The following is a 25587-nucleotide window of genomic DNA, read 5'->3' on the forward strand; positions in this document are numbered from 1 at the left end:
TTTTCGGCGGTTTATCCGCCGAAAAGATTCAAACAGAACGTCACTAATGCGGCGTTAAAGAAATCAATAAAGCAAGAGCCAACCAAAGGTATGACCAAAAAGGCTTTCGGGGCCGGGCCGTATCTTTGTGCCAAGGACGACATATTGGCCATGGCATTGGCTGTCGTTCCCATCATAAAGCCGACGTAGCCAGCACTCATCACAGAGGCCTCATAGTCCTTACCAGCCACCCAGAATGCGGGGCCGATAGCCGTCACAGCAACCAGCACGGCCTGCATGACCAGAAAGACAATGATTGGCAAGGCAGCGTTGCGCAGTTCTTCCAGACGCAAAGACATGATGGCCATGGCGATGAACAGAGTTAAGGCAACATTGCCTATTTCTTCAATCCATTCAGGCTTGATCTTAAACACGGGCTTCACGTCTTCAATGTTGCGAACAACGGCCGCAATGATCATCGAACCAATGTAAATGGGCAGCGTTATTTTCAACGAACTGATCCAGGAGCTTAAAGTGGTTCCGATTCCCATGATCAGGACCAGAGCCAGAATATGCAGCAAAAGATCACGGCCAGGGAAGGAGCGAAGGAAGTGAGAGTCCTCGTGCTGTTGAGAAGCCGCAAGTGGAGCCTCCTTCAAACGTCGCTTGTTAATGAGATAAGTGGCCAGAGGGGTTCCGACAAGTCCTCCTAACACGATGCCCCCCATGGCAGTCGTAAGGCCGATCGCTGAAGCACCCTCCACACCGGCGGCTTCAAAGGAGGGACCGAATGCCAGGGCGGTGCCCGGCCCACCAGTTAAAGACACGGCTCCCGTCAGTACACCCATCAACGGATGCAGGCCCATCAACTGAGCCGCGCCAATACCAGCGGCGATTTGTAACACCAGTCCGCAGATGGTCAGAAGCAGGAAGAATATAACGGCGCGGCCGCCTTCTTTTAATAAACGCAACGAGGCGGAATAGCCGACCGAAGCAAAGAAGGCAATCATCAGACTTTCTTCGAAAGCTTTGTTGAACTGGATTTCAAAAAGTCCCTGACTTTTCAGAAGCGAAATGACGATGGCGACAACAAAACCACCAATCACCGGAGAGGGCAGGTTGTACTTTTCGATGAAAGAAATCCTGCTTTTAAGATAGCGGCCGAAATAAACGACCAACGCGGCAAGTGCAACTGTTTGAAAGGATGTCAACGTCATGCGTTTAAGCCTAACGTGACATCCCGGGTCTGTCTAGAAAACTCCTTAAACTTATCCGGCTTTGGCAGAGCCTTTCAGCACAGCTTCGACGGCGCCCACCAACTGATCCAGGTGATGTGACTGATTCGACAACTCCACAGAAGCTGCGGCCGTTTCTTCAGAGGAAGCCGCGTTATTCTGTGTCACTTTATCCAGGTCTTGCAAGGCCTGAGAGATCTGCGCAATGCCGGTGGTCTGTTCAATGCTGGCGGTGGCGATTTCGGTATTCAGTGCTGAAACTTTTTGTGCTTCACGCACGATGGTTTCCAGTGACTCGCCACTTTTTACCGCGAAATCGTAGCTTTGTTCCACTTGTTGAACACTCTGCGAGATCAAGGATGAAATTTCTTTGGCGGAAGTCGCTGACTTTTGCGCCAGCTGGCGGACAGCGTCGGCAACCACTGCGAAGCCGCGCCCATTTTCTCCGGCACGGGCGGCTTCCACAGAGGCATTTAGAGCCAAAAGATTGGTTTGGAAAGCGATGTCGTCAATAACCCCGGTGATCTCCTCCACCTTTTTGGCGGTGGCAGAAACCTCTTTCATCGACTGAATCAGGGTGCGGATCTGTTCTTCTCCGATTTCGGCGGCCTTCATCGTCGACAGGGACAGGTCTTTTGCACTCTGGGCGTGGTCGGTGTTAAATTTCACCATGCTGCTGAGCTCTTCGATAGAGGCGGAAGTTTCCTCCAGAGCGGCCGCCGCTTGAGTGGAGGCAGAGCTTAAGTTCTGAGAGGCATCAGAGATTTCCGTGCTGGTCGCAGACAGATGGGAGCTGGAGGACTTAATGGAGTCCACGGCCTGATGCAGGTGTGAAAGCGGTTTTTTCAGAATGAGCCATGCGATAAAGATGCTGATCAGCAGCCCTGCAGCGGAGAACAGCAGAATTTTGTTTGTGGAGGCCGCGCTGACTGCATCTGTGTTGGCCATGCTGCTGGTGATGGCAAACACCCCATGCAGGCGGCCATCGGCCCAGTTTTCCATTTTATGGCCTAGGATATCGTTGCCGTTGCCAAAAGGGCTTTGACTGGGATTTCCATGGCAAAGAAGGCATCCTTGTTGTTCGGACAGACGCACGGGGCGATAGACAACCACAGAGGATTCCTGAGTGTCGACGATCTCTTTCAGGGTGGGGTCTTTCAGGAAGCGATTGTAGATTTCCATTTCTGTGGCACTGGCCATATTGGTGTCGCGACGGGGTTCTGGAGAGAAGACCCGGAACTTATAGCCGCTGCGTTCGGCCTGATCCTGGCCCACTTTGATAGAGGAAAAGATCGGAACCCGGCGCAGGATGTTTTGTTTGATATCTTTAGGTACGTTGCCGTCGGGATATTTGTTGCGGATGCTTTCTATATATTCCGGAAGCCCACCCTGTGCGGCCACATAGTCCCGTGTTCCTTCCAGTTGGTCCAGAATCGCGCGACTTTTGTCGATGAGATTCTTTTCCCCCTGATCATGCACTTCATGTCGAGAGACTTGGGTGGCGGTGACCACCGCCAGAGCTGCTGCCAAACTGACAATTCCTAGGATCTTACTGATGAGCTTCACGTACAACCTCCAGTAGTACTTTCAGGATAAGAGTGGAAGGTGGAGGCAGTGATGACGGCCATCATGATAATAACTTTATTTTTAGGGGCGGCGATTCGTATTGAGACAAACCCGGCTAATTCACGATCCAATTCATAACAATGACGGACAGGGCTCCTGCCACAAAGTGTTTTTGAATAAGATATCGCATTTGTGTCTCTTTCATTTTTGCGAAAATCTCTTCCAGAGTCACACTGATCATGGCACCTCCGGCGAAGGCCAGAATGTAGGGAAGGGAAGATGACGTGATAGAGGTGAAAACTCCACCCAGTGTGCCTCCCAGAATTTCCATCACTCCGGTCAGGACAGCGCCGAAGAAAGACACTTTGCGGGACATGCCGATGGAAAGAAAGGCGGCGGCAGTGGCCAGTCCTTCGGGAAAGTTCTGAAAGACAATGGCACCCACCACAGTCCAGCCGTTGGCCTGCGATATAGAATCAGCGCTCAGCGCAGCTCCCGAAGCCAAACCTTCAGGGAGATTGTGCAGCATCATGGCTGTTACAAAGAGCCAGGCTCTTCGATGAGCGGACCATGCGGAGGGCGACACATGATGGATCAGATGACTGAGTCCATAAATGGAAGCCACACCGAGCGCCAGGGCAAGAGACACCCCGAAGGCACTGTGGGAACTGGAATAGGCCGGCCCGATCAGGTTAAAGGCGGCAGCAGCCAGCATCATCCCGATGGCAAAATCCAGATTCAGACTGCGCCAGGGATTCCAGCCATTGCTTTTTTCCTTGAGGATGGGCAGGGCCCCCAACATTGTTGAAAGCCCTGTGATTCCTCCTGCAAGTAAACCCATCAATGCACTGCCCATTTTCAACCTCTTTGATGGTTCATTCGTCGATTAAGATCTGTGGCTGCGAATCATCCAAGCGGCTTTTTCGTGGAATCCGATAAGATCCTCGTACAAAGTCACCGCACTGGTTTCTTCCGCATCTTCCGCTGTTTCCAGACGTGCCTTTAACGCGATCGCCATATTGGTGTGATCCTGACTGAGTGTCTCGATCATTTGGTTGGCGTTCAGTCGGTCCGGAGCTTCTTGAATAGAGGAAAGTTCTTTAAATTCTTTGAAGCTGCCAGGAGCTTTGGTTTTTAAGGCGCGCAGGACTTCGGCGGTGCGATCCACGAATTCAGCCAGCTGGCCATATTGTTCTTCAAACAGTTTGTGCAAAGAGAAGAACAGGGGGCCTTCCACGTTCCAGTGGAAGTTCTGAGTCTTTAACTGCAGCAAATACTCTTCTGCAAGCGACTTTTTCAAAGTCTCAACAACAGAGTCAGTGCTTGCCTCAACTGCTTTGAGGCTGCTGACGGATTTATTTTCACCGATGGAATGTGATGATTGTGATCTCATAATATCCTCCTTGCGAGTTACTCTTGCCTGATAACAGGATAGGTTTGCAGAGGGTATTTGAACAGTTCTCTTTTTCTATGGCATCTATAGACAGAAACTATGGGCTGTCTATAGACATAGATGAAAACTATTTGAGATAGCCCAGAGGATTGTCCACCTTAAGAAGGTTTTTGGTCTTGTTGACGGAGACACCTTCGGGCAGGTTTTTCTTTATGTTTTCAATTAGGGCCTTTAGCAAAGCTTTTCTTTGAAAGTGGGGGCCGTGAATCAAACTGACTTCGCGGGTGGGCACAGGATCGGAAAAAGGTCGCAGGCGTTTTTTGTCCTGGACATCCATCGCGGCCAGCCACGGCAGCAGGGTGAAGCTTTCGCCCTGATCCACCAGTTTTTTCAGTGTCTCCAGACTGCCGCTTTCAAAGGTGAAATTGCGGTCGGCGGGGGGAGCTATTTTTTTATTCCGGCATAAGGACAGACTTTGTTCGCGGAAACAATGGCCTTCATTCAGCAGAAGCACATCGTCCGAAGACAGATCCTTCTCGTCGACAGTTTTGCGGGCCAGCAGTGCATGTCCTTTGGAAAAGTACACATTGAAGGGCTCATAAAACAGAACATGACTGGCGATATTCAGGTCATCAATCGGTGTGACCAGAATGCCCAGATCCAGGCTGTGATTGCGGATCTTTTCGATCATCACTTCGGTCTGCAGTTCTTCAAAGGTTAAATGAAGTTCGCTGTGGGTCTCTTTCACTCGCTTCAGGAACAGGGGCAGCAGATACGGTGCCAGCGTGGGGATGATTCCGATGCGCAGTTCTCCACGTAAGGATCCCTTGGCGTCATCGACGATTTCCTTGATGTGCTGAGAACCTTTGACAACCAGTCGGGCCTGTCGGATCACTTCTTCGCCCACTGAAGTGGCATGAATGGGTTGTTTGGTTCGGTCAAAGAGAATCACACCCAGCTCATCTTCCAGTTTCTGAATTTGCATGCTCAGGGTGGGTTGAGTGACAAAGCATTGGCGTGCCGCCTGGCTGAAGCTTCCAGTGTCGGCAACGGCGAGAATATATTCAAGTTGAGTCAGCGTCATGTTACAAGCTTGCCGTTGCGGTCAGGAGCTTGCAAGCATATTCCTGGTCAAGGGGGCTTGATTCAAAGGATCCAAATCCCCTGAATCAAGCCTTGGTGAGTGAGCAGGGACTCTCTCAGCCTAGATAGTCGTCTTTGGGTTTTCGATCTTTCGGATTGGGATTTTTGGGTTTGAGTTCCATCACCCTTTCCGGCTTTTCTTTTTCGGGTTTGACTGGTTTTTCCTCAGGCTCATCGTACAGATGATAGTGCGAGGCGATTTCGGCAAATCGTTCGCTGGCTTCTTCGATAGCCATGCCAACCTTGCGTTCCAGCAGGTCGACAATGGACTGCGCGTTGCCTTTGGTTTTTTCCAGGTCATGCTCTGAGAGCTCACGCCATCTTTGCATGAGCTCTCGTTTGAGTTCCCGCCAGCGGGGGCCGTTGAGGTCTGATGCCATGGGGCACCTCCTTATTCGGTTTCAATCACCATGTCGATACGACGGTTTTGGGCGCGTCCTTGTTTGGTGTTGTTGTCACTGATGGGTTCCTCAAAGCCGCGTCCCACAGCCTCGACTTTATCTGCCGCGATAGCTCCTTTAGACACCAGATAGTTTTCCACGGCCTGGGCACGTTTTTCAGACAGGGACTGGTTAGTTTCGGCACTGCCGACATTGTCGGTGTGGCCTTCGATGATCACCTTCGATGGCGCAACGCCCGCCAAAGCCGCTTCGACTTTATTCAACAAGGCCTGATTTTTGGGGCCCAGAGAAGATTGAGCTGATGGGAACTGCAGCCCTTTTAAGCGCACCATCAACTTTCCATTTTCCGTAAAGACTTCGGCTTCATTCGGTTTTAATTGGCGACGCAAGGCCTGGGCTCGGTCCAACAGGGCTTGTTGTTTTTCCAGCTCCATACGACGGCGTTCAGCTTCGCTTTGGACCTGCTGCAGTTCCTGTTCCGTGGAAGAGTACTCACTGCGCAAATTGGAAATTTGTCGTTGCTGGCGCTCAGCCATCAGAACAAGATCCTCTGAATTTCCCGCATTCACTTTGCGAGTGACTTCCAGCAGATGTTGCGATTCACGGGTGGCGTCTTGGGCGGCGCGGGCGATCGCATTGGTGTTGCGCGGGTCGGCCTGAATCATTTTTTCCGCGTTGTCATATTTCATAGAGGCCATGCTGAAGCTTTTTGGTGCATTTTTATCCGCGCCATCTTTTTTGGCCGTGTCCAGGTTGTCTTTGGCAGTGCCCAGGTAGGCCTTGCTCACAGACATACGCTCCAGTTCTCGATAACGTCGGACGATGTCCTCGCCACGTTTGTCGGAAGGTTTTAGATTTCCTCTTTCAACTGCGTGAGTGATCTTTTCCAGTTCCTTGCCGTTCTTGTCCCATTCTTTCGGGAAGAACTTCGGAGCTCCGGCTTTCATTGCTCCTTCACGGGCATCTGTGATATCGCTGCCCACGGACATTTTTGCAATTTCAGCTTTGGCATTGGCCTGTTCCAGCCAAGCTCGGGAGTAAGACACCTGCTCCAGAACGTCTTCATTGGATTTGTTCTTTTCTTTTTTGTCTTTGGCTTTCTGCAACGCTTTGGAGGCGTCCGTGAAGTTTTCCGGTGACAAGACATCCACCTGCTTGCTGCGAGCCTCGTTCAGCATCATTTCGGTTTTTTCAATTTCAGTGGTGGGGTTGGCCGTGGATGAAATGGATTGGACATTGGGTGGTGTGCTTGCGCAGCCTGCGACTACACCCGCCAGTGCCAAAGATGCGATAATCTTCTGAGTCCGGGAAACCATAAACTCCTCCTTCGTCGCAAAAACGAAAATATTATTGTTTATCGTATTTCAACGCTAATCCTGTGCAGTGAAAGCAGACAAGGAAAACAGAAGGAGGTGTTTGTTTTGGTGCAACTTAACAGGGATTGGAAGCTGGAACACCATCGAGGGCGAGGCTAGCCTCGTGTCCCCCGACAATGGAAAATGGAAATTGGAGACTTGGAGATTAGAAGGCGTAACCGAGGCGGACCATGGCGTGAGGCAGAACCATCTTACCCACTTTGTCGGCCAGATCCTCGGCGTCTTGGCGGGCTTTGATGTATTCAGGATCATTTAACACCGTGGTGTTTGTGGTGCCATCTTGAATTTCAGTTTTGTTCGAAAGGGGAATCTGAGCGCCCAGCTCAACACCGAAGTTCAAGCCAGAATTGAATTGCCAGAACCATCCCACTTTCGGGGAAACATAGGTGCTGGAGATTTTTACTTCCGGCTCGGCTTTTTCCGCACCGACAGTCAAAGTCTTTTTCGCTGTAACTCCTTGTGAGCCCAGAGCCGCCGCCAGATAGAAAGAGCCCGCAGTCGGGTGATAGCGTCCGGCGACCTCCAGGTTGCCAATGCTGAACTCTTCCTTGTCGTTTTCTTCGTCTTTGGGTTTAAATCCTCCGCCGCCAATTTCAAGCGCCACGGACCACATTTGTGACTGATCCAGATATTCGATACCGCCGGACAGCACATGCGGGATCCCCAGGCCGCCATAGACACCCCACAGGCTGCGAGGCCATCCACTTTCGCGGGCAACGTCAGGCGTGGCTTCCGGGACGGGGGCTTCTGCTGAAATCGGTGTAGGCTTTTCCGCAGGGACACTTTCAGTGCCTTGAGCAAAAGCAGTTGTTGTGGATAGAAGAAGAGAAAGAATCGTGATGTGTGTGGATTTTGTCATAACCCACATTTTGAGTTAAAGCGGATTTAGTTTCAATGCAAAAACATAAAGCTTGCCAGCGAGTACAGTCCAGCTGTGATTAAAACCAGACCGGCGATTCGCTGTTGTTTCAGTCCGGCACTTTGAATGCCCTTTCTGACCATCATCGGAACAGCACTCAAGGCGGGAAGTCCCCCCAGCCAGAACAAAGCCAAAGTTAAAGCCCCCGCCCAAGGACTTTGGGTGGCGATGGCCGCAGTGACGTAGGTGTAAAGCCAGCCGCAGGGGAGCAGGGCGGTCAGAAGTCCCACAACAAAGCCGGACTTACCAATATGGAACGCTTGCAGACGTTTGATGACCCCCAGAATTGAGTGGGCGCCTTTCCAGGAGGACAGTTTTTGGCGAATGGAGGCGGGAGCCACCAGGTTCAGTCCGGACAGGATCAGGACCAAAGCCAAAAGGATGGCCGAAATCCAACGTAAGAGAATGAAGTCACTATTGAGAAAAAACTGCCCCAGACTGCCAGCTAAAATCCCCAGCAAAACATACGAAATCAAGCGGCCCAGATGATAACTCCAAAGGCTGTGGCGGGCACTCATCAGGGTGGCCACCGGACCGCACATACCAGCGCAGTGCCAGCTGCCGAAGAAACTTGAAGAAAGAATGCCCAGGGCCAAAATCAACGAGGAGGTCATTGGGCTTTCGGCCCCACTAAGATCAGTTCCCGTTTTGTTTTGAATCCATCAAGAGCGAGCTCATCTTGCACCAGAACTTCGGTTTTGATTTGACCGCTGCCAGGCATCACTTCAGGGGGAATTCTGACAAAGAAGTACCACTCTCGGGCTTCTCCGGGGGCCAAGTTGATGGGATTTTCAGCCACTTGCAGGGTGATGCCTTTGTCCAAGAGTTCCTGTGGCAAAGTCAGAACGTAGCGCGCACGCAATGATCCCTGATTCTGGATATGCAGGCGGAATTGATTTAACAGGGCTTCGTGGCCATCCACGTTTTTAACGTATGAGTAGGGAAGTCCCGCGCCTCTGAGGACGGCAATATGCACCGGCTCACGGGTTGAAATGGCATAACTTAAGCCGCCCACCAGTCCAAGTATCGCAATAATATAAAGAATGGATCTTGGCTTTTTCAAAGAAATCTTACTGCCATCCAAAGTGTCATAGCGAATCAGACCTTTGGGTTTTTTCACTTTTTCCATGATCTCATCGCAGGCATCCACGCAGGCCGTGCAGGCAATGCACTCCATTTGCAGACCGTTGCGAATGTCTATTCCGGTCGGACAAACCTGAACACAGCGATTGCAGGCAACGCAGTCGCCGACTTTTTCTCCGGCTGCGGCGGTGCCTTTGCGTGGTTCGCCGCGTTTGACATCATAAACCACGGCCAGGGATTTTGAATCCAGCAGGACGGATTGAATGCGTCCGTAAGGGCACATGATCACGCAGAATTGTTCACGGAACCAGCCAAAATCAAACAGGATCACAGCAGTGAAGAAAAGAACCAGAATGAAGTAGGTCATGTGCTCTGAAGGAGAGCCTTGAGTCATGGCCAGTAAATCTTTGGCCCCGACAAAGTAAGCGATAAAGCTGTGGGCAATAAAAGAGGAAACCACAAAGAACAGGAACCACTTCAGTCCCACTTTGCGGAATTTGGTCAGTGTCATCGGACCATCGCGCAGTTGACGGCGTTGGATATAACTTCCTTCAACCCATTGTTCAATACGGCGATAGACGGCATCAATAAAAACAGTTTGTGGGCAGGCCCAGCCGCACCACACGCGTCCCCAGATGGAAGTGACAAAGGCCAGGCCCAGGGTCAGAGTGCCCAGAATGAAAAACAATAACGGAGCATCGTGGGATTTAAACAGAATTCCAAACAGCGCAAATTCACGGTTGGGGATGTCGATCAGAATAGTCTGGTGCCCATTCATTGTCGTCCAGGGCAAGATGAGGAAAATGATCAGCAGAATGATCTGGGTCCAAGTCCGGTGTTTGCGGTAAAACCCCCGCACTTCTGCGGGGATGATATTGATGCGATCACCATGTACGTCAACACTTGTCAGCTTGCTTGGATCCAGACCTGCCATAAAATCACTCTACAGCCTCTCCTTGAGGTTCTTTTGCACCTGGAGGATTGCTGCCTTTCTTGGATAGAATAAATGCACTCACGGCATAGATTTCATCTTTTTTCATCACAGGACCCCAAGGCGGCATGCCTTTTTCAGGAACCCCGTCACGAATAACTTTGACGATATCCATGCGTGTTGCTTTTCCGTGTAACCAATACTTATCTGTCAGATTCGGACCGATCAAGCCTTGAAGCTCCGGACCGTGGCAAGAGGCACATTTAGCCACATACTGCTGAGCCCCCAAAGCCACCATACCGTCCTTTTCAAAAGCCGCCTGCAATGACTCCTCAGTTTCCATCGGTGCCGTTGCCGTTGCGGTCGCTTGAGTCTTTTCGATCTCTTGCATGGCCACTTTCAGTTCGTCCTGCAAAGTCGGTCCGCCACCCAGTTCATAGTGTATGAAGTAGATGAAGGCAAAGATGATGGTGAGGAAGAACGTCCACAGCCACCAGGTTGGCATGGGATTATCGTGTTCGATAATCCCGTCATATTCGTGGAATTTGTCCTTGTTGTCGCTGCTCATTTTATTCTCCATCCTTCAGTGGAATTTGTTCCATATGAGAGTAAATTTCCTTGCTCGATTTGCGGTAAACCCAGAACAGGACTCCGACAAAGAACAGGAAGAAGATCAAGAGACCCATCGCCGTTAAATGCGTGTCCGTGAAATACTTCAAAGCTTCCTGTTTCATTGTACTTTCCCTTTCTGTCCCAGCGACTGAAGGTAGGCGATCAGGGCCACGATCTCTTTATCAGCAAGACCCTTCGGAGCGCCATTCGCTTCTAGGTCTGCAGCAATTTGCTGCGCTTGTTTCTGAGCGTGAATATCCGCATTGGCAATCACATCTTCGTCGTAAGGAACATCCAGTTTTTTCATGACGGACAATTTCTTGCGCAGAACCAGGAAGTCGGTTTTCTTTTCCGCCAGCCAAGGATAGTTCGGCATGATGCTCTTCGGAGTCACTGCGCGAGGATCCATCATATGGCTATAGTGCCACAGATTTGGATACTTCTTACCCAAACGGGAAAGATCCGGACCTGTACGCTTGGAGCCCCATTGGAAAGGACGGTCGTACATGGATTCTTCCACTGTGGATGCCGGTCCATAGCGCATCACTTCAGCCGCGATAGGGCGGATTTGTTGCGAGTGGCAGACATAACAGCCTTCCTTCACGTAGATATCACGGCCTGCCAGCTCCAGCGGAGTGTACGGATCTGTGATATTATTCGGATTCACATATTTGTGCAGTGACAAAGTCGGGTAAATCTCGATCACAGATCCCACAGCGATTGCCAGGAAAGCCAAGACAGAGAAAGTGAAACCCATACCTTCAAGTTTGCGGTGAGTTTCTTTAGTCACTTCATCAAAGCCAGTGCGCTGAACTTCGGCAGAAGTGTCTTCTTGATTTTTTGGCGCCATCTTAACGGTTTTAAAGATGTTGTAGCACATCATGATGAAACCGATCAGGAACAGCAATCCACCCAAAGCACGCACCCAGTACAAAGGCACGATACGAACCACCGTTTCGATAAAGTCAGGGTACGCCAAGGCACCTTCTTTATCGACCGCCAGCCACATCAAACCTTGAGTGATTCCCGCGACTACCATGGAGATGTAGTAAAGAAGCACACCTGTCAAAGCCAACCAGAAGTGGTTTTCCAAAAGTTTTTTGGAATAAAGTTCAGTTCTCCACAAGCGGGGAACCAGATAGTAGATCATACCGAAGGACAGCATCCCGTTCCAGCCAAGTGCGCCGGAGTGAACGTGGCCAACGATCCAGTCTGTGTAGTGACCCAAAGCAGAAACGGATTTGATGGACAGAAGAGGTCCTTCGAATGTGGACATACCGTAGAAGGTCAATGCCGCCACGAAGAACTTGATCAGAGGCTCGGTTCTTAGCAAGTGCCAAGATCCTTTCAAAGTCAAAAGACCGTTGATCATACCACCCCAAGACGGAGCCCATAGCATCACAGAGAAGATCATTCCCAGTGTCTGCGCCCATTCAGGCAGGGAGGTGTAAAGCAAGTGGTGCGGACCCGCCCAGATATAGATAAACACCAAGGCCCAGAAGTGCACGATACTCAAACGGTAAGAATAGACCGGACGGTTCGCCGCTTTAGGGACATAGTAGTACATCAGACCCAGGAACGGAGTTGTCAGGAAGAACGCTACGGCATTGTGACCGTACCACCATTGAACCAAGGCATCCTGAATACCCGCGTACACAGGGTAGGACTGGAACAAGGTCACCGGAATCTCGATGGAGTTCACAATGTGCAGTGTCGCGACAGTGATGATCGTGGAGATATAGAACCAGATCGCCACATACATGTGTTTTTCACGACGTTGGCGGATAGTTCCGAAGAAGTTCACAGCAAAGACAACCCAGATCACGGTGATGGCGATATCAATCGGCCACTCCAGCTCTGCGTATTCCTTGGATTGGGAATAACCCAGAGGCAAGGTGATGGCTGCCGCCACGATGATCAACTGCCAGCCCCAGAAGTGGATGCGTGACAAAAGATCCGAGAACATGCGGGTTTTCAGCAGGCGCTGGGATGAATGATAGATCCCGGCGAAGATGGCATTCCCCGCAAAGGCAAAGATCGCCGCATTGGTATGCAGCGGACGAAGTCGTCCAAAGGTAATCCATTCCAGATTCGCATTGAGCGGCCAGTAAGCCAGTTGTAGCGCCGCCACCAGACCAAACAGGAAGGCCGCAGCCGCCCAGATCATTGTGGCGAGGGTGAATTTTTTGACGATATCGTCATCGTAATAAATTTTTTCGATGAGATTCCCAGTTGTGTTCACGATTTTTTCCTTTCGTTTTCTTCGCTTAAAATTCGGTGTGCAGGTGTCTCAAGGTCGTCAAATTGACCTTTGGAGGTGGCCCAGAGGAAGGCCGAGACAAAGCCAACCCCCAAAAGCAAGGCCATCGGGATCATAAGCAGGATGATATTCATCGCAACCCCCACAAGGACGACAGAATGATAATGATCGAGCTGATCGGCATCAGAATCGCCGCCATCATCGGATTGATGAATCCAGCCAAAGCCAGAACCCCGCCGATAGAGTTATAAATCAAGGAGATCGAGAGATTGCGGATCAGCACCTGTCGAGTCTGATGGGCCAGATCGAAAAGGTCAAACAAGGGACGCAGTCCGCCACGAGAGAAGTACACATCGGCACTGTTCAGGCTGAGATCCACACTGCCTTTCACGGCGATGCCGACATCTGCGGCCTGGAGGCTCAGAGAATCGTTGGCGCCGTCGCCGATCATGCAGGTGTCTTGATAGCGAGATAAAATTTCTTTCTTGTCCTCGGGGAACAGCTCGCCGTAGGCATTGTCACGAGAAATGCCGCAGGCCAAAGCTGCCTGTTGAACGCGGGACTTTTTGTCTCCGGAAAGAAGGTGGCACTGATAGCCTTGCTTTTTCAGACGGTCGACAGCACCCGGTGAGTCCTCGCGCAAAGCATCCAGGAAATAAAGACGACACAGGCTTTTGCCATCTTCCAAAACTTCAATGGCTGTTTCATCTTCATGAGTGCTTTCAGAAAGGTGGCGGATTTCGTAGTTTTTGCCATCAATACGACCGCGCACACCATGGCCCAGAATTTCCTGGGTGTATTCCACGTTGTCTGGGCGAAGCGCCGAAGGCCAGGCCTGGCGCAAGGCAAAGGCGATGGGGTGATAAGAGGCGGCCTCCAGACTCAGGATGATACCTTGAGTGCGGGCAGAAATTACTGCGGGCTCTGAGTGGGAAAGACTCAGGCTGCCTTCAGTCAGTGTGCCGGTTTTATCAAAGAAGATATTTTTCACTTTCAGTATGCGCTCCAGCGTGGTGGCATCTTTTAGCAGCACACCATTTCTTTGCGCTTTCTTCAATGCCAGGCCGAAGGTGAGTGGTGAACCAAATGCCAAAGCGCAAGGGCAGGCCAGAACAATCAGGGCCAGAGAACGGTTGAAGGCCTCGGTGGCGTTAATGTTCATATAGATCAGGAAGAACAGAATCGCGACGGAGAAGACCACCATTATCAGTTTTTGTGCCAGTTTGTCCGTGAGGGCGATGAATTGGCTTTTTTGCAGAGCGCCCTGATCCAGTTGCGCAAACAAAAGTCCCAGCTTGCTTTGTGCGAAGGAGCGCTCTACGCGCACGAAGATGTTTTGATCCAGGCAGCGTGTGCCGGCAAACAGAATCATGCCCGAAGAAAAGACTTTTGGCAGGGATTCGCCATTAAACAGGGACATGTCCAAAGTGGCCTGGTCTGAAAGCAGTTCGCAGTCCGCAGGCAAAGTTTGATTCTGTTGAATTTTCAGAATGTCACCCGTTTGCACCGAGCTCCACGGGATGGTTTCCGTAACGTCGCCATTCAAGCGCGAATACTTTTCAGTCTGGAAGAAGGACTTCATGCGTGACGGGGACAGGTAATTCTGCTGAACCCGTTTAAGCAGATAGCGCGCTGACAGAATGAAGAACATGAAGCTGGCGGTGCTGTCAAAATAGATCGCACCGTCATCACGAATCAGGTTGTAGGTGGAAAGGGCAAAGCCGGACAGCATGGCGATCGCAATCGGCAGATCGACGTTGACCACTTTATACTTCAAAGAGTTCCAGGCGCCACGATAAAAGGGGACGGCAGAGAAAAACAGAATCGGCAGGAACAGGGCAAAGCTGATCCAGTTAAAGACTGTGGCCCAGGTGCCCGCCAGACCTGCATAGACCGGGATGACAAAAAGCATAGTGTTGCCTGCGCAGAAGCCGGCCACCGCAATTCGCATCAGGAAGGTGCGGTTTTCTTTTTTATAACGTTCCGCCAGGTTGTCCTGGGCCGCCAAAGGTGTGGGTTTGTATCCCAGTTCAGCGATGACGTGGGCGGCTTGGGCCAGCGAGGCATCAGGAGCCAGCTGGATGGCCACGGTGGATTGACCGAAGTTCACTCGTGCTTGGGAGATGCCTTCATAGAACTGAGGCAGTTTTTCCAAGAGATGCACGCAAGAGGAGCAATGCAGGCCCTCGGCGAAGAACAGGTAGTTGAAGTCCTCTTGTTGGGGATGCAGATACAATCGACGGAACTCGTCTTTATCCAGATACCCGTATGCATTTTCCTGCTCGTTCAGAATCGGCAGGGGGCGAACATGTTGATCCAGCATCTCACAGGCGTTGCAGCAATAAGGGGCCTCTTGAGTCGAGGTGCCGCAATAGGCGCATACTTGTAAGGCTTTAGAGTCCATAACCGCTCCGTTTATACTGGAAATATGCCCAGTTCCCTGAGGATTGAATATGATCGGCATCATGTCCCCATAAAAAACCACTGATAAAGACTTTTGCCAAGGCCTTTGGGTGCCATAAAAAGTTGCAACCCCTGGAAAAAAGCCGGTCTGTGGGGGAATCCGAGGGTAAATTCCATTTCAATAATCTTCCCACTGTAAAGTCTTTTTGGGAACCGTCTTTGATTCAGATCAAGTTTGTTAGGTTTTAATTAAAATAAACAATTATTGATGGACTAAGTCACGTAAGAAAGCGCATAATTCTACAGGCTATTGATGGCCGTCATGTATTTCGTGTTGAAAGTTGTCGAGGATGTAGATGCGAAAGCATTCATCAAGGAGAAAAAAGATGAAAGACTGGAATTATAAGAAACTAATGCTACTAGCGACAATCGCGTGGCTGCCATCTGGTGTGATGGCTCAAACTATTAAAGGTGAAGAAGTTGCCGTTTTGACTGACGCGCCGGAAGTACCACCACCAATCACTCGTAAACATGCCACTAAAGTGATTGTGAACCTGGAAACTAAAGAAGTGAAAATGCGTTTGGCTGACGGTGTGGATTACACTTTCTGGACATTTGGAGGCAAAGTTCCAGGTAAGTTCATCCGTATTCGTGAAGGGGATCAGGTGGAATTCCATCTGCACAACCATCCTTCAAGCAAACTGCCACACAATATTGACCTTCATGCTGTGACTGGTCAAGGTGGTGGTGCTGAAGGTTCCTTCACTGCGCCGGGACATAGTTCTACATTCAGTTTTAAAGCACTGAATGCAGGTCTGTATGTCTATCACTGTGCAACTGCGCCAGTGGGAATGCACATCGCCAACGGGATGTATGGTTTGATTTTGGTGGAGCCAAAAGAAGGTCTGCCTAAAGTGGACCGTGAATTCTACGTTATGCAAAGTGAGTTCTACACTAAAGGTAAATACGGGGCTCCGGGTCTGCAACCGTTCAGCATGACTAAAGCGGTGGAAGAAAAAGCCGATTACGTGGTCTTCAACGGTAACGTGGGCGCTTTGGTGGGCGACAATGCCATGAAAGCAAAAACTGGCGAAAAGGTTCGTCTGTTTGTGGGTAACGGCGGTCCGAACCTGGTGTCTTCATTCCACGTGATTGGTGAGATCTTCGACAAGGTTTACGTTGAAGGCGGCAAGTTGGTGAACGAAAACGTTCAGACTACTTTGATTCCGGCCGGTGGTTCTGCCATCGTCGAGTTTAAGTTAGACACTACTGGAACTTTCATTCTGGTGGACCACTCGATCTTCCGTGCCTTCAATAAAGGCGCCATCGGTATGCTGAAAGTGGAAGGCAAAGAGGATCACGAGATCTATTCCGGAAAAACTAAAGACGGGATCTATCTGCCAGAAGGTGGTGTGATCCAGGAAATGGGTGCGGATGCTCCGAAGCAGATTCCGGCAAGAACTTTGGAAGAACGAATCGCGGGCGGTAAACGTATCTATGAATCCTCCTGCTTCGCCTGCCACCAAAGCAATGGACAAGGTTTGCCGGGCGCGTTCCCTCCACTGGCGAAATCGGACTTCCTGAATAACAAGGAAAAGTCCATCTCCGCAGTGATCCATGGTCTGGAAGGTCCGGTGAAGGTCAATGGCAAAGAGTATAACTCTGTGATGCCTGCCCAGATCCTGTCCGATGAAGATGCGGCAAACGTGCTGACTTATGTCTACAGCATGTGGGGCAACTCGAAAAAAGTTGTGACTCCGGCTGAAGTCAAAGCGGTTCGCGACGCTGGTAAGAAGTAACACGAAAGGGGATATGAAATGGACGGATTCTTAAAAGCGCTTATTCTGGCCGCCGTCCTTTTCTGTCACTCGATAGGGGCTGCTCAAGAGATTCTTATTCCTGCCGGAGATTTCAAGATGCCGGCAAAACTGAATAAGAACAGTCTGAAGGTGACCTCTTTTTATATCGACGCTCATCCGGTGACAAACTCTGAATATCTGGAGTTTGTGCGTAAGAATCCACAGTGGAGCAAGTCCCAGGTTAAAAAACTTTTTGCCGATGGCAGCTATCTTGAATACTGGAGTGGGGATCAAAGTTACGGTGATAAATCGTTAGCTTCCTCTCCGGTTGTTCGGGTCAGTTGGTTTGCGGCGCGGGAGTATTGCGCATGGAAAGGCCAACGCCTTCCATCGACCAATGAGTGGGAATACGTGGCTCTGAGCCCGTTTAAAAACCGCACAGAGATCAAGGATCTGATTTTGGAGTGGTATGGACGTGGCGCGGAGTGGCCCTTAAGGAACGTCAAAAAGAACAGTCCCAATAATCTGGGAGTTTACGATCTGCACGGTCTGATCTGGGAATGGGTGGAGGATTTCAACACTTCACTGGTAACTGGTGAGTCCCGGGCCGATGGTGGACTGGATAAGAATTTGTTCTGTGGAGCCGGAGCTTCGGCGGCCGCGGATCCGGCCGATTATGCGGCCTTTATGAGATTTGCTTTTCGCAGCAGCTTGCAGGCCAAGTACACAGTTCAGAACCTGGGCTTCCGCTGCGCAAGAGATAAGGAGTAACTATGAACGCGTCAAAAATTTCCTCGTTCGTGATGTTAGTGGCAAGTCTGGCTTTAGCTGCCAAGGCTGTGGCCTCTGATCAGCATCACCATCACCAGGCTCCGGCAGCCAAAGAAGCGCCCGCCGCCCTGAACGATGAATCCATTTATAATCTGAATTCAGAACTGCTGGACGAAAACGGCAAAAAGGTGAAGCTGGAAAGCATGCGTGGTCAGGCTGTGGTGATTTCCATGGCCTATACAAGTTGTGCTTACACTTGCCCATTGATTCTGGCGCAGATGCAGCAGATTGAAAAGAAGCTGGCAGAAAACGGCAAAAAACAGGTTCGTTTTGTGCTGGTCAGCTTTGATCCGGAAAAAGACACTCCTGAAGTTCTCAAAGCCTATGCCAAGAAAAAACAACTTAGCGGGCAGTGGAGTCTTTTGACTGCAAAGAATGACAAGGCCCCTCGTGAGATCGCCAGTGTTCTGGGGATCAAGTACAGCAAGGTTGAAGGCGGGGACTATGACCACTCGTTCATTATTACAGTGCTGGATAAAGAAGGTGTGCCTCGCGGTCGTCAGGTGGGTGCCAGTGCGGATCCCAAGGATCTGATAAAGTTCATCCCTTGATCTGGATCAAGGCTAAAGAGGATTTTTTTTCTTAAAGTGGATTCAACAACAAGGAGGAACTTTTCATGAAAGAGTTCGTTATTGAAGCCCAGAAAATTGATCCCATGCACCGTCATTCCTTTATCTTCGAAAGTTTTGACAGCTTGGAAGGTGGGGATAGCATTGTTATCGTAAACAATCATGATCCTGTGCCTCTGCTGCGTCAGTTTGGTGAATCCCGTCCAAATCAGTTCGTGGACGAGTATTTGGAAAAAGGCCCTGATGTGTGGAAACTGCGCCTGACCAAAAAGAAAAAAGAAGGCTGTTGCGGTTTCTGTGAATAAACGACGAAAAAAGAGAGAACACCTGTTCTCTCTTTTTTTGTTTGTGAGTCTTATGCCGCAATACTTTCACACAGAATAAACAGACACTGATCTTCCTTGGCGATATGCTGGCGTAGAAGTTTTTCGTAATCACGACTGAGGCGGTCGAATGCCTGAGGAAATTCAGCCTGATACTTTGGATAAGAAAGCAGCTTTAAGGCCTCGGCAATCTCGTGGCCCAGCACGTGTTCGTCCATGGGCAGGCTGAGAGGGTTTTGTGGGGTCAGCCAGGGAAAGCTGGCATAGGCGCAGGGACGGGGAAATCCGCGCATGTAAAGCCCGCAAAGATAGTCCCGGGGCCCTTTTTGTGGATTCAGATCCAGTTCCATACCACGGAAATAAGTGCACAGCGGGCCGCCCTGGCACAGAAGGATATTGTCCGCCACGGCTGGAAACAGACTTTGTTCCTCCAGGGGGTGATGAACCTCCTCCACGAACTGAACAATTTCCAGAATGTCGACTTTATCATCAAACATTTTCAGTATTTGCTGATGTTCCTCGCGCAATTTTTTTAGAAGGTCTTTCACCTTGCACCTCCGTAAGAGCTTGTCGATCCAGAATTTCGATGTGACGGCCTTCAGTTCGGATCCAACCATTTTTGGTCCATTGACTTAATATTCGTATCACTGTTTCACTTTGACTGCCGATACGATCGGCAATATCAGCCCGGGTCAGGGGAATTTGCAAATAGCTCTGGTCCGGTCCCTGACGGTCCAGCAGTCGCAATAAAAAATCCGCGATGCGCAAGGGGGCCAACTTGTGGGACTTGCAAACGTCATTTTGAAATTCCAAGAATCGTTCTGAGATCTGGCGATTGACTCGTCGGCGCAGCTCGGGAATTTGCATCAGTGTATCAAAGAAAAAGCCCACGGGAATTTTAAGTAAGGTGGACTCTTCGTTGGAGATCGCAGAAGTCGGGTAACGCGGGTTCGGAAGCCCCGCCATGGCCACCCCGAGGAATTCATCCCGGCTAAGAAAGTTGAAGATCTTCACCGTATCCCGATCCATGGTTTCCTGGATTTTGAAGGACCCATACAGAACCAGATAGATGTGTTCAATGGGTTGCCCCTTTTCAAAAAGCACCTGGCGGGTCATCGTGTGCACAAGTTCGAAATAGGGTGATATTTCACGTAAATCCTTCTCGCTGAAGCGGCGAAGGAAGTCCTGTTTTTTGAGTATATTGACTATGTTCGACATAAGGCCCTCGGGAATAGAATGCCCGCCTAAATTTGTGCCAGATATGATCGGGATCAAAAAAAGGTGTTTTTTACAGGTGATTCTTGATTTGGATCAAAGAAGGTTCGTTTTTTGGATGTTAACTACTTCGAAAGACTACAAGTCGGGAGCATCATGTTAACAAAATCACAGGCAAAAAACTTTTTCGTGATCGGAACGGTGCTCTGTTCAGCGGCCTTTGTGTTGCTGACCATTGATACCTTCCGACGTATTCCTAAACAAACCAATCAGGCTGAAATGACCCCCGAAGTGGTGCGGGGAAAACATCTTTTTGATCGTAACAACTGCATGGGCTGTCACACCATTTTAGGGGAGGGGGCTTATTACGCTCCGGAACTGACAAAGGTGTGGGAACGCCGGGGCGAGATCTTTATCAAGTCCATGTTGCGCGATCCACAGGCCATGTATCCCAAAGATCGAAAGATGACGAACTATCACTTCACCGAAGATGAAATCAATGATCTTACGGCCTTTCTCAGATGGGTGGGCACGATGGATCTGAATGGGTTCCCGCCGAAACCGGATTTGGCTCAGCCCGTGAAAGCGGAGTCTGTGCATTTGGCTATGACTCAGCCGGCGGTTTATGGTCAGGTCTGCGTGGCCTGTCACACATTGCAAGGTTCCGGCGGCACAGTGGGACCGGCGTTGGATGGAATCGGAGCCCGTCGTGACAGCGAATACCTGACAAGCTGGTTGAAAGACCCCTTTGTTTTGAAAAGTGATTCAAAAATGCCAAAGCTTCCTTTGACGGATGAACAGATCCAGGAACTGGTTGCGTATCTTTCGCAGATAAAATGAGGACAACATGAAGTATCAAACACAGAAAATTTCTTACTGGTTCTTTGCCACTTGTATGCTGCTGTTTTCCTTGCAGCTTGTTTATGGATTTATCATGGGCTTTGCGCACATGGGGTATGATGGCTTGCATGACATCATACCCTTCAATGCGGCCCGGGCCACGCACACCAATCTTCTGGTTGTGTGGCTTCTGACCGGATTTATGGGGGCGGCTTATTACATCGTCCCCGAGGAAACCGAACGTGAATTGATTTTCCCCAAACTGGCTTATGTGCAGTTGGGGGCTTTGGTTGCCGTTGGTGTCGTCGCCATTGCCGGTTTTCACATGAACTGGTGGGAGGGACGTAAGTTCCTGGAAATCCCGCGACCACTGGATTACCTGGTGGTCGTGGACGTTTTGCTGTTTATTTTCCTGATCGGTGGCACCATCTGGAAGGGGCGTCGTTATACCACAACCAGCATCGTGCTGTTCCTGGGGCTTTTGATGGCGGCTTTGCTGTATCTGCCGGGCATGATCAACACCGATCATCAGACAGTGGATTCCTACTGGCGTTGGTGGGTGGTGCATCTGTGGGTGGAAGGTGTGTGGGAGCTTATCATGGGTGCGATCATGTCCTTCCTGCTGATTAAAATGACCGGCGTGGATCGTGAGATCATTGAAAAATGGCTCTACATCATTGTCGGATTTACCTTCCTGTCGGGAATTCTGGGTACAGGTCACCATTACTACTACATTGGAACTCCTCGCTACTGGCTGTTGGTGGGTGGGCTCTTCGGTGCACTGGAGCCGTTGGCTTTCCTGGGGTTTGCGATCTATGCCGTGGCAATGGCTCGAAAGGGTGGAAAAACTCCGGATAATAAGATGGCAATGGCATGGACCATGGCGACTGCAATTTTATCTTTTGTCGGGGCGGGGTTCCTTGGATTTGCCCACACTCTGCCTCAGGTGAACATGTACACACACGGAACCTTGGTGACGGCTATGCACGGACATATGGCGTTCTGGGGTGCTTATGCGTGTCTGGTTCTGGCGTTGATTGCCTATGCGATGCCAAAACTGACCGGACGTAATTTGCAGGACTCACGTATGAACGTATTTGCGTTTTGGACATCCAATATTGGCATGACCGCGATGACTCTGGCTTTCGGTGTTGCAGGGATTGCGCAGGTCTATCTGGAAAGAAAAATGGGAATGGATTTCCTGGCCGTGCAAAAAGAGGTCGAGGTGCACTTCCTGGGGCTGGTACTGGCCGCTTCGTTGTTCTCTGTGGGAATTGTGGCCTATGTCTGGAACTTTATCCGCTTCGGAAAACCAGTTGGCGAGGTTCAATGAAAACCTATTACCGGGAAGTCGCCAGCGAAGTTGACATTTTCACCAAGTGCTTTGAACAGCAGTTGCCCTTGTTAATCAAAGGACCCACGGGGTGTGGAAAGAGCCAGTTGGTGGCACACATGGCAGAAAAGCTGGGTCGCCCTTTGGTCAAAGTCGCCTGCAACGAGGACACCAGCAGTGCGGATCTTCTGGGGCGCTTCCTGATTAAAGGGGCGGAAACTGTATGGCAGGATGGACCGGTCACACGGGCGGTGCGCGAAGGCGCCATCTTGTATCTGGATGAAGTGGCCGAGGCCCGCGAAGATGTGATCGTGGCGTTACATCCTTTGACCGATCATCGCCGGGAACTTTACGTGGACCGCACCAATGAAGAACTGACGGCACCGCCGGGATTTATGTGTGTGGCCAGCTTTAATCCGGGTTATCAGCGAGGTTTTAAGGAATTAAAACCCTCAACCCGTCAAAGATTTGTCACAATAAGTCTGTCTTACCCGCAAGCAGAAGTGGAGACTGAGATTCTGCACCGGGTGACCGAAGTTGATCTGAAAACCTGTCAGCGTCTGGTTGAAGTGGGTAATAAGATCCGCGGGCAAAGACACCTTGAGTTGAAAGAGACCGTATCAACCAGACTGCTGGTTCATGCTGCACGTCTGTTCAAGTCCGGGTTGCCTTTGCGGCAGGCTTGCCTTTTCGGAGTTGGACAGTGCCTTTCTGACGACCATCAGGTGCAGGAAGGATTGAAGGATCTTATCTATTTGAGTTTGTAGTATGGATATCACAGAGAAGATTTATGAGGCGGCGGTTCGCTGGAAGAAACGTCGCCAGGAAAATGAGCTGGAGTCCTGTCGCTATCACTTGCAGGATTGCGACAAGGCACTGGCTTTGGTTTTACAGCCCTTCTTTGATGACACCATCGAAATTCACGCGGCCCGCCAGTCCGGCGTGATGGGGCGGGTGGTGTATCTGCCCGAGTCCATCCATTTCTTTCCTGTGAAGGAACGCAACCGTGACCTGTATTTGCATCAGGCCCTGTATCTGGCGGCTTCGCAGAAGCTTAAAATTCACTGGCCCGAGTTGGGCAGAAATGCTTATGCCCGGGCTTTGCATTTTGTGCGCCATAAAGCCCTTCTTCATTCGCAGATCTCAAAGATGTATCCATCCTTTCCTGACTTTCATCAAAGTTTGCTTCAGGATTTTTTGCAAAGATTGAAAGCCCCTGCGAACGCGCCGGGGCGGCAGATGATTCAACTGCTTTCATCGGTCGAAACAGTCGCAGCAGCCGGATTGGATCCGGCACGATTAAAACGCAATGAACCGTTTCCTGAAGACCTTTGGCTTTTGTGGGGCGGGTTGAGTTCTGTGGCGGGCCCAACCTCGGTGCTTCCGGACAGCTCCCCGCCGGCCAAGATGTCCCGGCAGGAATCAGAGCTTTCCATGCAGACGCACTTTGAAAAAGAAGAAGTGGATCTGGACAAAGAGGAACACAACCCAGTGACTCATTCTTTTGAAAAAATGGAAACGGTGGATGAATATCAGGGGGGAAGTCGGGTGGCCGACGGATCGGATCAACTGCAGGAACACAGTGAGGCACTCAAGGAGATTCAGCCCCGTCATGTGACCCGATCCGGAGAAGAGGCGGCTTCCTTCTTTAAATCCGATTTTGCCCAAGGACCGGGGCGTGACAATGCCACGCACACGTTATCCAAGGCAGGGGAATTCTTTTATTATCCCGAATGGCACTTTAAGCGCAAACAACTTCTGCCGGACTTTTGCCGACTTAAAGTCACTACTCCAGAGCCGGGTTCGGAAGGATCTCTGCGAGAACAGCTTCTGCAGCAGCAGAGTTCGTTGATTGAGCGCAGTCGACGACAATTGGACGAGGTTCGCAATCAAAGGAAGTGGCGGGGCGGACAGCTGGACGGCCCCGAAGTGGATTTGGATGCGTATGTTCGCCATCTCAGCGACGTGCGAAATAAGGTTTCAGCCAGCGGGCATCTTTATCAAAGTCAGTTTCTGCGACAGCGTGACATGCAGATACTGATCCTGCTGGATTTCAGTCTTTCCACGGATTCCTATGTGGCCAATCATCGGGTTTTGGATATTGAACTGGAATCTGTGGGCCTGTGGGGCTTGTTGCAAACAAACCCTGATGAAAACACCATCGTTGCGGGGACCTATTCGGAAACACGACACCACTGTGCATTTGAGTTCCTGAAGAAACAGGATGAAAAATGGGACCGATATTTTTCCCGTGTTCCGAATGTCGTGCCGCGCGGGTACACACGCCTGGGGCCGGCGATTCGTCATGCGACACAGTTGCTTCAGAAGTGCTCTGCCCGGCAGAAGGTGCTATTGCTTCTGACGGATGGAAAACCCACGGACTATGATGGTTACGAAGGACGTTACGGCATTGAAGACATGCGCAAAGCCTGTCTGGAGGCTGAGACCCTGCAGATCAGTACGAAAGCCTTTGCCATCGAAAAAGCGGCGAAACATTATTTTCCGCAGATGTTTTATTCCTACGAGATTTTGTCAGAACCAGCGAAGCTGCCAGAAAGTTTGATTCAAACTTTGGCGAAGTTGCGACGTTAGATGATCCCCGTCAGGTGGCGCTTTCATTCTGTTTTCAGGCGTGATTTTTTTTGCTGAATCCGTTGTTTCATTTTTGTGATCGCTTTATTGCAGGACCCAAACAAAAAAAGGACCTGGTGATGAAGCGTTTTTTATTTCTTCTTTCAACTATTTTTTCTTTGCGAACCATGGCTTTGGGGCTGGCAGGGGTTTATCCAGAAAATAATATTCAAATGGAGTTACAACAACAGCGGGAAGCAGATGAGGTTTCCCGTGGGACCTTACTGGGCTATGGATTTTCACCGAAGTTAAATCCTTCTTTCAATCTAACAGAAGTGCGGTCTGGGGAAGAGGCCCATCTCCGCGCGGCCGTCGGAAATGTATCTGCCTGGGCGGGGGAGCTTATTCAGGTGGCGTTTGTGCCGGGTTATTCACATGATATCAGCGAAGGGGTGTGGCAGTTGTGCGGGGAAATGTCCGGGGATGTGACTGCACGCTGGACCCCTTACGGACGAGTGTCTTCAGAGCTCGCAGGGGAACACGATTTTTCTGCGGATTTTATAGCAGGTGTTCGCTGGGTGGCGGCAGGGGAACTGGACGTGATCCTTGAAAAACAATTGCACCGGGATCAGCTACTAAAAGCCGGAGTGAACTGGCGCTGGGACCAGAATATTGAGCTGAACGTCGAGGCAACGATTCCCTCTGTCGAACATGCGTGGGGTGTGGTTGTGATTTTCCAGCCGGGTGAGTACTAAGTATCAACTAAAGATCTCTCAAAAAGGGGCCGATGTAAGTCGCCACATGG

The 25587-nt window shown here is 50.4% G+C and carries 26 protein-coding genes; 9 read left to right on the plus strand and 17 right to left on the minus strand.

Annotation, left to right across the window (positions count from 1 at the left end):
• Window positions 1-11: 11 nt before the first annotated feature.
• The 15 genes from gltS to ACZ5ZV_RS06515 form a co-directional block, all read right to left on the minus strand.
• On the minus strand, window positions 12-1196 hold the full coding sequence (gene gltS, locus ACZ5ZV_RS06445; RefSeq protein ID WP_464120608.1) for a sodium/glutamate symporter: 1185 nt from the start codon (window positions 1194-1196) through the stop codon (window positions 12-14).
• Window positions 1197-1247: 51 nt separating this feature from the next.
• Window positions 1248-2780, minus strand: coding sequence for a methyl-accepting chemotaxis protein (locus ACZ5ZV_RS06450; RefSeq protein WP_464120609.1), 1533 nt, complete (start codon window positions 2778-2780; stop codon window positions 1248-1250).
• 115 nt (window positions 2781-2895) lie between these two features.
• Entirely contained in the window at window positions 2896-3636 is a 741-nt protein-coding gene (locus ACZ5ZV_RS06455) for a ZIP family metal transporter (RefSeq protein WP_464120610.1), read from the minus strand.
• 30 nt (window positions 3637-3666) lie between these two features.
• Window positions 3667-4173, minus strand: a complete 507-nt coding sequence (locus tag ACZ5ZV_RS06460) for a Dps family protein (protein WP_464120611.1) — start codon at window positions 4171-4173, stop codon at window positions 3667-3669.
• Window positions 4174-4300: 127 nt separating this feature from the next.
• Complete coding sequence (locus ACZ5ZV_RS06465) at window positions 4301-5257, minus strand: hydrogen peroxide-inducible genes activator (RefSeq protein WP_464120612.1); 957 nt, start codon at window positions 5255-5257, stop codon at window positions 4301-4303.
• A 115-nt stretch (window positions 5258-5372) separates the two neighbouring features.
• Complete coding sequence (locus tag ACZ5ZV_RS06470) at window positions 5373-5696, minus strand: transcriptional regulator (RefSeq protein ID WP_464120613.1); 324 nt, start codon at window positions 5694-5696, stop codon at window positions 5373-5375.
• 11 nt (window positions 5697-5707) lie between these two features.
• Window positions 5708-7033 (minus strand): OmpA family protein, encoded by a 1326-nt coding sequence (locus ACZ5ZV_RS06475; RefSeq protein ID WP_464120614.1) that lies wholly within the window; start codon window positions 7031-7033, stop codon window positions 5708-5710.
• Window positions 7034-7238: 205 nt separating this feature from the next.
• On the minus strand, window positions 7239-7952 hold the full coding sequence (locus tag ACZ5ZV_RS06480) for a hypothetical protein (protein ID WP_464120615.1): 714 nt from the start codon (window positions 7950-7952) through the stop codon (window positions 7239-7241).
• A 32-nt stretch (window positions 7953-7984) separates the two neighbouring features.
• Window positions 7985-8626, minus strand: a complete 642-nt coding sequence (locus ACZ5ZV_RS06485) for a sulfite exporter TauE/SafE family protein (protein WP_464120616.1) — start codon at window positions 8624-8626, stop codon at window positions 7985-7987.
• Window positions 8623-10029 carry a cytochrome c oxidase accessory protein CcoG gene (gene ccoG, locus ACZ5ZV_RS06490; RefSeq protein ID WP_464120617.1) on the minus strand — a complete coding sequence of 469 codons (1407 nt, stop codon included), beginning with the start codon at window positions 10027-10029 and terminating at the stop codon, window positions 8623-8625. Before ccoG ends, ACZ5ZV_RS06485 begins: the two co-directional genes overlap by 4 nt.
• 4 nt (window positions 10030-10033) lie before the next feature.
• Window positions 10034-10594, minus strand: coding sequence for a cbb3-type cytochrome c oxidase N-terminal domain-containing protein (locus ACZ5ZV_RS06495; protein WP_464120618.1), 561 nt, complete (start codon window positions 10592-10594; stop codon window positions 10034-10036).
• Window position 10595: 1 nt separating this feature from the next.
• A complete protein-coding gene (locus ACZ5ZV_RS06500; RefSeq protein ID WP_347358684.1) occupies window positions 10596-10760 on the minus strand; it encodes a CcoQ/FixQ family Cbb3-type cytochrome c oxidase assembly chaperone in 165 nt (54 codons plus the stop codon).
• On the minus strand, window positions 10757-12880 hold the full coding sequence (gene ccoN / locus ACZ5ZV_RS06505) for a cytochrome-c oxidase, cbb3-type subunit I (protein WP_464120619.1): 2124 nt from the start codon (window positions 12878-12880) through the stop codon (window positions 10757-10759). Before ccoN ends, ACZ5ZV_RS06500 begins: the two co-directional genes overlap by 4 nt.
• Window positions 12877-13032, minus strand: a complete 156-nt coding sequence (gene ccoS / locus ACZ5ZV_RS06510; RefSeq protein WP_347358686.1) for a cbb3-type cytochrome oxidase assembly protein CcoS — start codon at window positions 13030-13032, stop codon at window positions 12877-12879. Before ccoS ends, ccoN begins: the two co-directional genes overlap by 4 nt.
• Window positions 13029-15302: a heavy metal translocating P-type ATPase gene (locus ACZ5ZV_RS06515; protein WP_464120620.1), complete on the minus strand. Its 2274-nt coding sequence runs from the start codon at window positions 15300-15302 to the stop codon at window positions 13029-13031. The genes ccoS and ACZ5ZV_RS06515 overlap by 4 nt, the downstream gene beginning before the upstream one ends.
• Before the next feature lie 385 nt (window positions 15303-15687).
• On the opposite strand from ACZ5ZV_RS06515, the gene nirK reads away from it, so the two are divergent.
• The 4 genes from nirK to ACZ5ZV_RS06535 all read left to right on the plus strand — a co-directional run bounded on the left by nirK (window position 15688) and on the right by ACZ5ZV_RS06535 (window position 18805).
• Window positions 15688-17100: a copper-containing nitrite reductase gene (nirK, locus tag ACZ5ZV_RS06520; protein WP_464120621.1), complete on the plus strand. Its 1413-nt coding sequence runs from the start codon at window positions 15688-15690 to the stop codon at window positions 17098-17100.
• A gap of 18 nt (window positions 17101-17118) precedes the next feature.
• A complete protein-coding gene (locus ACZ5ZV_RS06525; protein WP_464120622.1) occupies window positions 17119-17871 on the plus strand; it encodes a formylglycine-generating enzyme family protein in 753 nt (250 codons plus the stop codon).
• Between the two features lie 2 nt (window positions 17872-17873).
• The gene (locus ACZ5ZV_RS06530; protein ID WP_464120623.1) at window positions 17874-18482 is read left to right on the plus strand and encodes an SCO family protein; all 609 of its coding nucleotides are present in this window, start codon (window positions 17874-17876) and stop codon (window positions 18480-18482) included.
• 65 nt (window positions 18483-18547) lie between these two features.
• Window positions 18548-18805, plus strand: a complete 258-nt coding sequence (locus ACZ5ZV_RS06535; RefSeq protein WP_464120624.1) for a DUF2249 domain-containing protein — start codon at window positions 18548-18550, stop codon at window positions 18803-18805.
• Between the two features lie 50 nt (window positions 18806-18855).
• Here ACZ5ZV_RS06535 and ACZ5ZV_RS06540 read toward each other — a convergent pair whose 3' ends face one another.
• Together ACZ5ZV_RS06540 and ACZ5ZV_RS06545 are read right to left on the minus strand one after the other, a co-directional pair.
• Entirely contained in the window at window positions 18856-19320 is a 465-nt protein-coding gene (locus ACZ5ZV_RS06540) for a hypothetical protein (protein WP_464120625.1), read from the minus strand.
• Window positions 19313-20041 carry a Crp/Fnr family transcriptional regulator gene (locus ACZ5ZV_RS06545; RefSeq protein WP_464120626.1) on the minus strand — a complete coding sequence of 243 codons (729 nt, stop codon included), beginning with the start codon at window positions 20039-20041 and terminating at the stop codon, window positions 19313-19315. Before ACZ5ZV_RS06545 ends, ACZ5ZV_RS06540 begins: the two co-directional genes overlap by 8 nt.
• A gap of 153 nt (window positions 20042-20194) precedes the next feature.
• Here ACZ5ZV_RS06545 and ACZ5ZV_RS06550 point away from each other — a divergent pair, with 153 nt between their 5' ends.
• The 5 genes from ACZ5ZV_RS06550 to ACZ5ZV_RS06570 all read left to right on the plus strand — a co-directional run bounded on the left by ACZ5ZV_RS06550 (window position 20195) and on the right by ACZ5ZV_RS06570 (window position 25537).
• Window positions 20195-20878, plus strand: coding sequence for a c-type cytochrome (locus ACZ5ZV_RS06550; RefSeq protein WP_464120627.1), 684 nt, complete (start codon window positions 20195-20197; stop codon window positions 20876-20878).
• 7 nt (window positions 20879-20885) lie between these two features.
• A complete protein-coding gene (locus ACZ5ZV_RS06555; RefSeq protein WP_464120628.1) occupies window positions 20886-22211 on the plus strand; it encodes a cbb3-type cytochrome c oxidase subunit I in 1326 nt (441 codons plus the stop codon).
• Window positions 22208-22978: an AAA family ATPase gene (locus tag ACZ5ZV_RS06560; protein ID WP_464120629.1), complete on the plus strand. Its 771-nt coding sequence runs from the start codon at window positions 22208-22210 to the stop codon at window positions 22976-22978. Before ACZ5ZV_RS06555 ends, ACZ5ZV_RS06560 begins: the two co-directional genes overlap by 4 nt.
• Before the next feature lies 1 nt (window position 22979).
• Window positions 22980-24803, plus strand: coding sequence for a nitric oxide reductase activation protein NorD (locus tag ACZ5ZV_RS06565; protein WP_464120630.1), 1824 nt, complete (start codon window positions 22980-22982; stop codon window positions 24801-24803).
• Between the two features lie 119 nt (window positions 24804-24922).
• Window positions 24923-25537: a hypothetical protein gene (locus ACZ5ZV_RS06570; protein WP_464120631.1), complete on the plus strand. Its 615-nt coding sequence runs from the start codon at window positions 24923-24925 to the stop codon at window positions 25535-25537.
• The last annotated feature ends 50 nt before the right edge of the window (window positions 25538-25587 follow it).

The sequence above is a fragment of the Bdellovibrio sp. HAGR004 genome, assembly GCF_055397015.1.

Excerpts from the sequence above, each read along its gene's own strand:
- gltS (WP_464120608.1), bottom strand. The coding sequence starts at position 1,196 with ATGACGTTGACATCCTTTCAAACAGTTGCACTTGCCGCGTTGGTCGTT.
- ACZ5ZV_RS06455 (WP_464120610.1), bottom strand. The coding sequence starts at position 3,636 with ATGGGCAGTGCATTGATGGGTTTACTTGCAGGAGGAATCACAGGGCTT.
- ACZ5ZV_RS06460 (WP_464120611.1), bottom strand. The coding sequence starts at position 4,173 with ATGAGATCACAATCATCACATTCCATCGGTGAAAATAAATCCGTCAGC.
- ACZ5ZV_RS06465 (WP_464120612.1), bottom strand. The coding sequence starts at position 5,257 with ATGACGCTGACTCAACTTGAATATATTCTCGCCGTTGCCGACACTGGA.
- ACZ5ZV_RS06470 (WP_464120613.1), bottom strand. The coding sequence starts at position 5,696 with ATGGCATCAGACCTCAACGGCCCCCGCTGGCGGGAACTCAAACGAGAG.
- ACZ5ZV_RS06475 (WP_464120614.1), bottom strand. The coding sequence starts at position 7,033 with ATGGTTTCCCGGACTCAGAAGATTATCGCATCTTTGGCACTGGCGGGT.
- ACZ5ZV_RS06480 (WP_464120615.1), bottom strand. The coding sequence starts at position 7,952 with ATGACAAAATCCACACACATCACGATTCTTTCTCTTCTTCTATCCACA.
- ACZ5ZV_RS06485 (WP_464120616.1), bottom strand. The coding sequence starts at position 8,626 with ATGACCTCCTCGTTGATTTTGGCCCTGGGCATTCTTTCTTCAAGTTTC.
- ccoG (WP_464120617.1), bottom strand. The coding sequence starts at position 10,029 with ATGGCAGGTCTGGATCCAAGCAAGCTGACAAGTGTTGACGTACATGGT.
- ACZ5ZV_RS06495 (WP_464120618.1), bottom strand. The coding sequence starts at position 10,594 with ATGAGCAGCGACAACAAGGACAAATTCCACGAATATGACGGGATTATC.
- ACZ5ZV_RS06500 (WP_347358684.1), bottom strand. The coding sequence starts at position 10,760 with ATGAAACAGGAAGCTTTGAAGTATTTCACGGACACGCATTTAACGGCG.
- ccoS (WP_347358686.1), bottom strand. The coding sequence starts at position 13,032 with ATGAATATCATCCTGCTTATGATCCCGATGGCCTTGCTTTTGGGGGTT.
- ACZ5ZV_RS06515 (WP_464120620.1), bottom strand. The coding sequence starts at position 15,302 with ATGGACTCTAAAGCCTTACAAGTATGCGCCTATTGCGGCACCTCGACT.
- nirK (WP_464120621.1), top strand. The coding sequence starts at position 15,688 with ATGAAAGACTGGAATTATAAGAAACTAATGCTACTAGCGACAATCGCG.
- ACZ5ZV_RS06525 (WP_464120622.1), top strand. The coding sequence starts at position 17,119 with ATGGACGGATTCTTAAAAGCGCTTATTCTGGCCGCCGTCCTTTTCTGT.
- ACZ5ZV_RS06530 (WP_464120623.1), top strand. The coding sequence starts at position 17,874 with ATGAACGCGTCAAAAATTTCCTCGTTCGTGATGTTAGTGGCAAGTCTG.
- ACZ5ZV_RS06535 (WP_464120624.1), top strand. The coding sequence starts at position 18,548 with ATGAAAGAGTTCGTTATTGAAGCCCAGAAAATTGATCCCATGCACCGT.
- ACZ5ZV_RS06540 (WP_464120625.1), bottom strand. The coding sequence starts at position 19,320 with ATGTTTGATGATAAAGTCGACATTCTGGAAATTGTTCAGTTCGTGGAG.
- ACZ5ZV_RS06545 (WP_464120626.1), bottom strand. The coding sequence starts at position 20,041 with ATGTCGAACATAGTCAATATACTCAAAAAACAGGACTTCCTTCGCCGC.
- ACZ5ZV_RS06550 (WP_464120627.1), top strand. The coding sequence starts at position 20,195 with ATGTTAACAAAATCACAGGCAAAAAACTTTTTCGTGATCGGAACGGTG.
- ACZ5ZV_RS06555 (WP_464120628.1), top strand. The coding sequence starts at position 20,886 with ATGAAGTATCAAACACAGAAAATTTCTTACTGGTTCTTTGCCACTTGT.
- ACZ5ZV_RS06560 (WP_464120629.1), top strand. The coding sequence starts at position 22,208 with ATGAAAACCTATTACCGGGAAGTCGCCAGCGAAGTTGACATTTTCACC.
- ACZ5ZV_RS06565 (WP_464120630.1), top strand. The coding sequence starts at position 22,980 with ATGGATATCACAGAGAAGATTTATGAGGCGGCGGTTCGCTGGAAGAAA.
- ACZ5ZV_RS06570 (WP_464120631.1), top strand. The coding sequence starts at position 24,923 with ATGAAGCGTTTTTTATTTCTTCTTTCAACTATTTTTTCTTTGCGAACC.